A 6207-nucleotide genomic window follows, 5' to 3' on the forward strand; every position below is an offset into this window, starting at 1 on the left:
ACCTTCCGTGGAACCGGAGAGACGCTCCTGGTCTCCCAGGGTAATATTGTTCTGTTCTTTCAGCAGGGCCCTGGCTGTCTCCAGGGCTTCTTCATCACCTTTTTCCAGATAGGTTTTACGAAGCTTCCGGTATATTTCACCCTGTTTTCTGCCCATTTTCCGGATGGCCATTTCGGCATTCTGTTCAAAACCGGGTTCACGGCCATAAAGATGGTTAAAGCGTCGGGCAATTTCCCGGGTAATTTCTACATGAGCTTCCTGGTCAGCGCCGACAGGGATACTGCCTGCCCGGTAGGCGAGAATATCAGCACTTTGCAGGAGTGGATATCCCAGAAAGCCATAGGTAGAAAGGTCTTTCTCTTTGAGTTTTTCCTGCTGATCTTTATACGTTGGAACCCGTTCCAGCCATGAGAGTGGTGTCATCATGGAAAGTAGCAGGTGAAGTTCGGCATGCTCCGGAATCCGGGATTGGATAAACAGGGTGGAAGAACCCGGGTTCACGCCAACGGCGAGCCAGTCAGTGACCATATCCAGCATGTGTTGCTGAAGGTGCTGGGTATCCTCGTAGTGAGTAGTCAGTGCATGCCAGTCTGCCACAAAGAAAAAGCAATCGTATTCGTGTTGCAGTGCCAGCCAGTTTTTCAAAACACCGTGATAGTGGCCAAGATGTAATCGGCCAGTGGGTCGCATACCAGATAAAACACGCGACTGAGGATCTACAGCGCTCAAAGGGCTCTCCCGGGTTCGTCTTCAGTGGACAGGGTACGACAGTTTTAATCCGGGGGAAAGGGGGGGTAAGACAGTATTCCCTGCCATGAACTGATGACTTAAGTTTGCATTTTTTCACTCATCAATCAGTTTGCTAAATGTTGTTATCAAATTTCAGGAGTTGTTCAGTGTCGTCGGTTCTGAAGAGGGTATCTTTCTGGATATTTAATAATGTCAGTGGCGATATCAAGAAACTCTGACTGAATACCTTCATCTTCCAGAATTTTGATGGCAATGTGCTGTTCAGAATATCCGGGCTTTAAAAGATAGTCATAGACCAGTCTGCCATCGCTGGTGATTTCTGCGTGAACATGCATGTTCTGGAATATTCCGGGGTATTCTTCCGCCAGCAGCGTGGGTCTGGGATAGTGGGTTGTGCAGATATTAATGGAGTTCCGGTTGTTTGAAATGATTTTCAGATAGCCATAAGTGCCAGCCTCACCTTCTATCGGATTGGTACTGCTGAAAATCTCATCCATCAGGGTCAGGCTGAACTGATACGCTTCCATGTTTTCAATATGGTCCATCAGTTCAATGGCCCTGACCGATTCTGCCTTGAATGTTGACAGGCCTGCAGCAACCTCTGAGCTGATATCCATATGAGTATGGATCAGTGAAAACGGGGTTATTTCAATATGGTGAGCCGGTGCAATACCAAAGGTCTGTGCCAGAAGGACGGCAATGGCGATGCCTTCCATATTGGTTGATTTCCCGGCGGCATTGGGTCCCGTAATGATGGTGTTCAACGGCAGTTGCGCACCTATTTCAATACTGTTTGGCACGGCTACTGCTGGTGATAAATGTGGATTCCAGAACCGGTCAAGTTTCAGGTAAGGTGAATGGTGTTCCGGAATGTATTTGGCAAAGGTAATGGGGTTGTTTTCTCTTTTCTGCCCCTGGCTTACCAGTCTGGCAATAGTCAACCAGGCATCAACTTCACCGACTGCCTTGAGAATGTATAGCATGGAGTTTTTATGCTTCTGCATAAGTTCCAATGCCATGTGGTAGCAACCCATATGCGTGGTGTAGTATTGCCAGATGGAACGGATCGGGCTGTCGGGAGCCTCCTTCAGCAGAGCAAGCATTCCCCGGAGTTCCCTGGAATGATCCAGCCTTGAAAGTTCCGGGTAGGACAGAAACACATCATGAAACAGCGGGTGCTTCTCCAGTGTTACCCAGAGCTTTCTGGCTTCAAATAACGCCAGCCCCGGGCGTCTGCTGCGCTCCATTACGTAGGTGTAATAATTCCTCTCTCTCCTGGCGCTTCTTTGCGTCAGGTAGAGTGTCAGGGCATAAAGTGTCAGGCCGCTGGCCAGGTGCAGTGGATGTGATGAATTGTAATAAAGGTAGGTAGGCATAAACCCGAGACCGAGTAAATTCAGGCTTTCAATAAATCGACGGGACGCCTCCTTTTCATTACTGGTTTTCGGGTTCATGCCGAACTGAGTGGTGGCATCCAGGCTCTGGAAGAGTCCTTTGTAGATCGTGTCGGAGGGGTCAAGCAGAGATATGATTCCATCCTCATTGGTGGCGAACAGCCGTAAATGGTTTTCCAGTTTCGCCATTACCACAGGGTGATCGATCAGGTATTGAATGGTGGATTGTCTTTTCTCCAGTACATTGATATCCGTTGTTGGCGTAATCAGCATATTGGCCAGCATGATTTCTCCGGATACAGTAACAGGGGTTCCAAGTCGTTTCAGAATGCTGTGATCCGGTGAAAGTGTTGATCCATTTAATAAATCCAGGTCTTTAACGGCATAATGCGTCAGTATCTTGTTTTCAGAGCCGGCCTGGCCGGTGGTTTGCTGGGTAAGTGATTTCAGTACAATTTTTCGCTTTTCACCGGGAGTGAGAATGATGTCAGGAAGTTCAGATTTATTGTCTGTTAATTCTGTTTTTTCATCAGAATCCGGGTAGGCTTGAGAGAAGTGCTGCTGTGATATTCGATAAGTGTTTTGTATGCCAAGTTCAGCCTGAACGTTTAAGGTGTTTATAAAAAATCCAGTAATTATTATGAATAATTTTTTTTTGAACCCTCTAGGCGCTGTTTTTGTAACTGCTGATCTTTGCATAATCTGGTCAGTGCTTTGTTAATTGATCGACTTTGGTTTTTTGCCATTTAATTATTAACTGTTGGATGATTAAAGCATGGGTGTTGATTTTAAATTAAAGTATCAATCCTAGACGAACTTTCTGAAAAGCAGGAAAAAAGTTTTTACGGTTATGATTGAAAAACTAATCAATCGTAAAAGGCTCAGGATCACCTTTGCCGACCCTGAGAATTTCCGGGACATCACCAGTCAGGCTGACCACCGTTGTCGGCTCCATGCCCCGGTATCCGCCATCAATAATCAGGTCCAGCTGGGATTCCAGAGTCAAACGGATATCGTAGGGATCCATCATGGGGAACTCGTCACCGGGCAACTGGAGCGTTGAACTCATAATGGGGGACCCCAGCTCGCTGAGCAGGGACTGTACAATTGGGCACTCGGGAACACGGATGCCGATGGTCTTCCTCTTTGGGTGCATCAATCGCCGGGGCACTTCCCTGGATCCTTTCAGGATAAAGGTATAGGGTCCCGGTGTGTGATTTTTCAGCATTCGATATTGCGTATTATTAACCTGGGCGTAGGTTGCCAGCTCGGAGAGGTCCCTGCAGACCAGGGTAAAATTATGTTTTTCATCCAGCCTGCGTATTTTCCGGATCCGCTCAACCGCCTTTTTATCGCCAATGTGACAACCCAGGGCATAGGCTGAGTCGGTAGGGTAGGCGATCACACCGCCATCACGGATAATATCGACAGCCTGGCGAACCAGACGCCGTTGAGGGTTGTCGTGGTGAATCTGAAAGAACTGGCTCATGGCAATCGTCGGTATAAAGAGTAATGCTTCAGCGAAAGAGCACTGCGGTGATTGCGCAAAAGCGGTGACGAATCATAACACTGGGGTCAACAGGAAAGAAGTGCCTAACTTTATTCCTGGCCGCATTGGTCCCTATTTCCAGATGTCCCAGATCGGTGTCAGATTTTCAGGCAGAGAAGGCGGCAGTCGACCAATATCAACCCATGGGTAGTCCGGGTTGTGAAAATCGCTGCCCTGCGATGCCATCAGGTTAAACTCGCGACAATATCGAGCCATTTGCTCTACCTGACTGTGTGGATGGTTGGATCCCTGAACCTCCATGGCGTGTCCGCCGGCCAGCTTGAAGTCTTTGATCAGGGCCCGGAGTTTGGTTGCGGTCATCCGGTATTTTCCGGGATGGGCAAGAACGGCCGTTCCTCCCAGTGCCCGGATCCAGGCAACGCCCTGGCTCATTCCTGGCCAGAAGGCTTTGAGGTTGCCAATTTTGCTGTTATCCAGGTACTTTCGAAAAGCGGCATCCATATCATTGCATCGCGCTTCACTGATCAGCCAGCGGGCAAAGTGTGGCCGGCCAATCTGCACGTCGTCCGGTTTCAGAATAAAGCCATGACGGCTGTTTTGTTGCTGTTCAACCGCGCCCTCAAGGACTTTTTGGAAAATCTGGTCGGCGTTCCAGTCTGGCAAACGGTGGGCCAGTCGTTCGGCAATATGATGTGAGCGTTTTCTGCGGGACTCGCCCTGGGCTTTGACGACCATCTCCAGATCGCGGTGATCAAGGGAGAAATTCAAACCGACAATATGAATTTCAGCGCCGGACCAGGTCGTGGAGAGCTCAATGCCGGTGATTAATCGGATATCCCCCCCAGGGGCATGGTCTCTGAGGAAGTAGTGGGCAGCCACTGTGTCATGATCGGTAATGGCCAGCGTATGGACATGTCGCTCCTGAGCCCGATGGTAAAGCTCAATTGGGTCAAGAGATCCATCGGAAGCGGTTGTGTGGCTGTGTAAATCAATGGAAATCAAAATTGTCTCTTACCCTGAAATTCAATTAGTTTATTATGTAGTTTGACTGTTATTGTCTGCAGGCTCAAACTCCCTGATCGTTATTCACTATGTGCAGTGGGTGCCATTGTGGTGAATTGTAGTGAATTTTGTGGTGAATTGGTGCCTGCCATTCTACTCTGACCGGCTAAATATGAAGCAAATAATTGACTTTATTCCTCTGATTCTCTTCTTTGTGGTCTATAAAATGGACCCCAGAATAGTCAGCCTGGGTTCAAACGAGTTTGAACTGGGTGGACCGTTCAGTGCAACACTGGTGTTGATGGTTGCTTCCATTTTGATTTATGGCAGCCTGTACCTGAAAAACCGCGAGCTTGAGAAAAGCCATGTGGTCACCCTCGCAGCGGTTGTGCTGTTTGGCGGCATGACACTGGCCTTTCATGATGAAGCCTTTCTGAAATGGAAAGCCCCCATCGTCAACTGGATCTTTGCGGTTGCTTTTCTGGGCAGTCAGTTTATCGGTGAAAAGACCCTGCTTGAGAGAATGATGGGACATGCCCTGACACTGCCGGACAATATCTGGCTCAAAATGAACATCAGCTGGGTCATATTTTTCATTCTTCTGGGGGCGGCAAATCTCTTTGTGGCGTTTACCTTCCACGATATCTGGGTGGACTTTAAAGTGTTCGGCAGCCTTATTCTGACCTTCCTGTTTGTGATTGGTCAGTTTCTGGTGATTTCAAAACATATTCAGACTGAGGAGAATTAAATGCTCTACGCTATTTTCAGTGAGGATGTTGATAATAGCCTGCCATTGCGAATGAAAGCTCGCGGTGCACACCTTGAGCGGCTTCAGCAATTGAAGGATGAAGGGCGGCTGGTGCTTGCCGGTCCTTGTCCTGCCATAGACAGCAATGATCCGGGAGAGGCTGGTTTTACCGGTAGTCTGGTGGTTGCCGAATTTGCCAGTCTAAACGAAGCCCGGGCCTGGGCAGATGCAGATCCCTATATTGAGGCTGGTGTTTATCGACAGGTTGTCGTTAAGCCATTTAAAAAAGTTCTGCCGTGATTTGAGATTCTGATACCTGTGAAAATGCAAAAATATTGGCTGGTTGTTTTCTTCGGTTTTTTATGGATTGGGCAAGTCTCTGCAGAGACTCGTTACATCACGGATATTACCTATGTTCCCATGCGGACCGGACCCAGTAATGAGTACCGGATTCTTCACCGTGGACTGAAGACCGGCACTGCGCTGATACTGTTGGAAGAAAATTCTGGCAACGGCTTCAGCAAGGTGAAGCACGGTGATCAGGAAGGTTATGTACCGACACAATATCTGATGAGCAATCCACCGGCTTTTCGCCAGTTACCGGCAGCCCTGGATCGGGCCAGTAAAATTGCGGCAGATAATAAAGAGCTGGAAAAACGCCTGACAGAACGGGATGGTCAGCTGCAAGAGGTCACGTCCGAACTCAGCAAGGCTGACGATAAGCTGGATCGTCAGCAGCTGGAGCTGAAACGACTCCAGGATATTTCTGCTGAGCCTCTGGCGATCGATCGCCGTAACCAGCA

7 protein-coding genes are annotated in these 6207 nt (G+C 48.5%); 3 read left to right on the forward strand and 4 right to left on the reverse strand.

The features are described from left to right. The 4 genes from trpS to KDK13_RS10495 form a co-directional block, all read right to left on the reverse strand. Positions 1–729 (reverse strand): tryptophan--tRNA ligase (trpS, locus tag KDK13_RS10480; RefSeq protein WP_257284926.1); only part of this gene is annotated, 729 nt, incomplete at its 3' end. A 164-nt stretch (positions 730–893) separates the two neighbouring features. Next, positions 894–2843 (reverse strand): hypothetical protein, encoded by a 1950-nt coding sequence (locus KDK13_RS10485; protein ID WP_257284927.1) that lies wholly within the window; start codon positions 2841–2843, stop codon positions 894–896. 163 nt (positions 2844–3006) lie between these two features. Further along, on the reverse strand, positions 3007–3633 hold the full coding sequence (locus KDK13_RS10490; protein WP_257284928.1) for an L-threonylcarbamoyladenylate synthase: 627 nt from the start codon (positions 3631–3633) through the stop codon (positions 3007–3009). 132 nt (positions 3634–3765) lie between these two features. Continuing rightward, entirely contained in the window at positions 3766–4656 is an 891-nt protein-coding gene (locus KDK13_RS10495) for a PHP domain-containing protein (protein ID WP_257284929.1), read from the reverse strand. Between the two features lie 172 nt (positions 4657–4828). Here KDK13_RS10495 and KDK13_RS10500 point away from each other — a divergent pair, with 172 nt between their 5' ends. From KDK13_RS10500 to KDK13_RS10510, 3 genes are all read left to right on the forward strand, one after another. Further along, entirely contained in the window at positions 4829–5404 is a 576-nt protein-coding gene (locus tag KDK13_RS10500) for a septation protein A (protein ID WP_257284930.1), read from the forward strand. Beyond that, entirely contained in the window at positions 5405–5704 is a 300-nt protein-coding gene (locus KDK13_RS10505) for a YciI family protein (protein ID WP_257284931.1), read from the forward strand. 24 nt (positions 5705–5728) lie between these two features. Then, the coding region (locus KDK13_RS10510) for a TIGR04211 family SH3 domain-containing protein (RefSeq protein WP_257284932.1) at positions 5729–6207 on the forward strand (479 nt) is incomplete at its 3' end.

This window comes from Endozoicomonas sp. SESOKO1 (assembly GCF_024606265.1).
GTDB lineage: Bacteria > Pseudomonadota > Gammaproteobacteria > Pseudomonadales > Endozoicomonadaceae > Endozoicomonas.

What these genes read in the sequence shown, in the direction of transcription:
- KDK13_RS10485 (WP_257284927.1), bottom strand. Translation starts at nt 2,843, where the DNA reads ATGCAAAGATCAGCAGTTACAAAAACAGCGCCTAGAGGGTTCAAAAAA.
- KDK13_RS10490 (WP_257284928.1), bottom strand. Translation starts at nt 3,633, where the DNA reads ATGAGCCAGTTCTTTCAGATTCACCACGACAACCCTCAACGGCGTCTG.
- KDK13_RS10500 (WP_257284930.1), top strand. Translation starts at nt 4,829, where the DNA reads ATGAAGCAAATAATTGACTTTATTCCTCTGATTCTCTTCTTTGTGGTC.
- KDK13_RS10505 (WP_257284931.1), top strand. Translation starts at nt 5,405, where the DNA reads ATGCTCTACGCTATTTTCAGTGAGGATGTTGATAATAGCCTGCCATTG.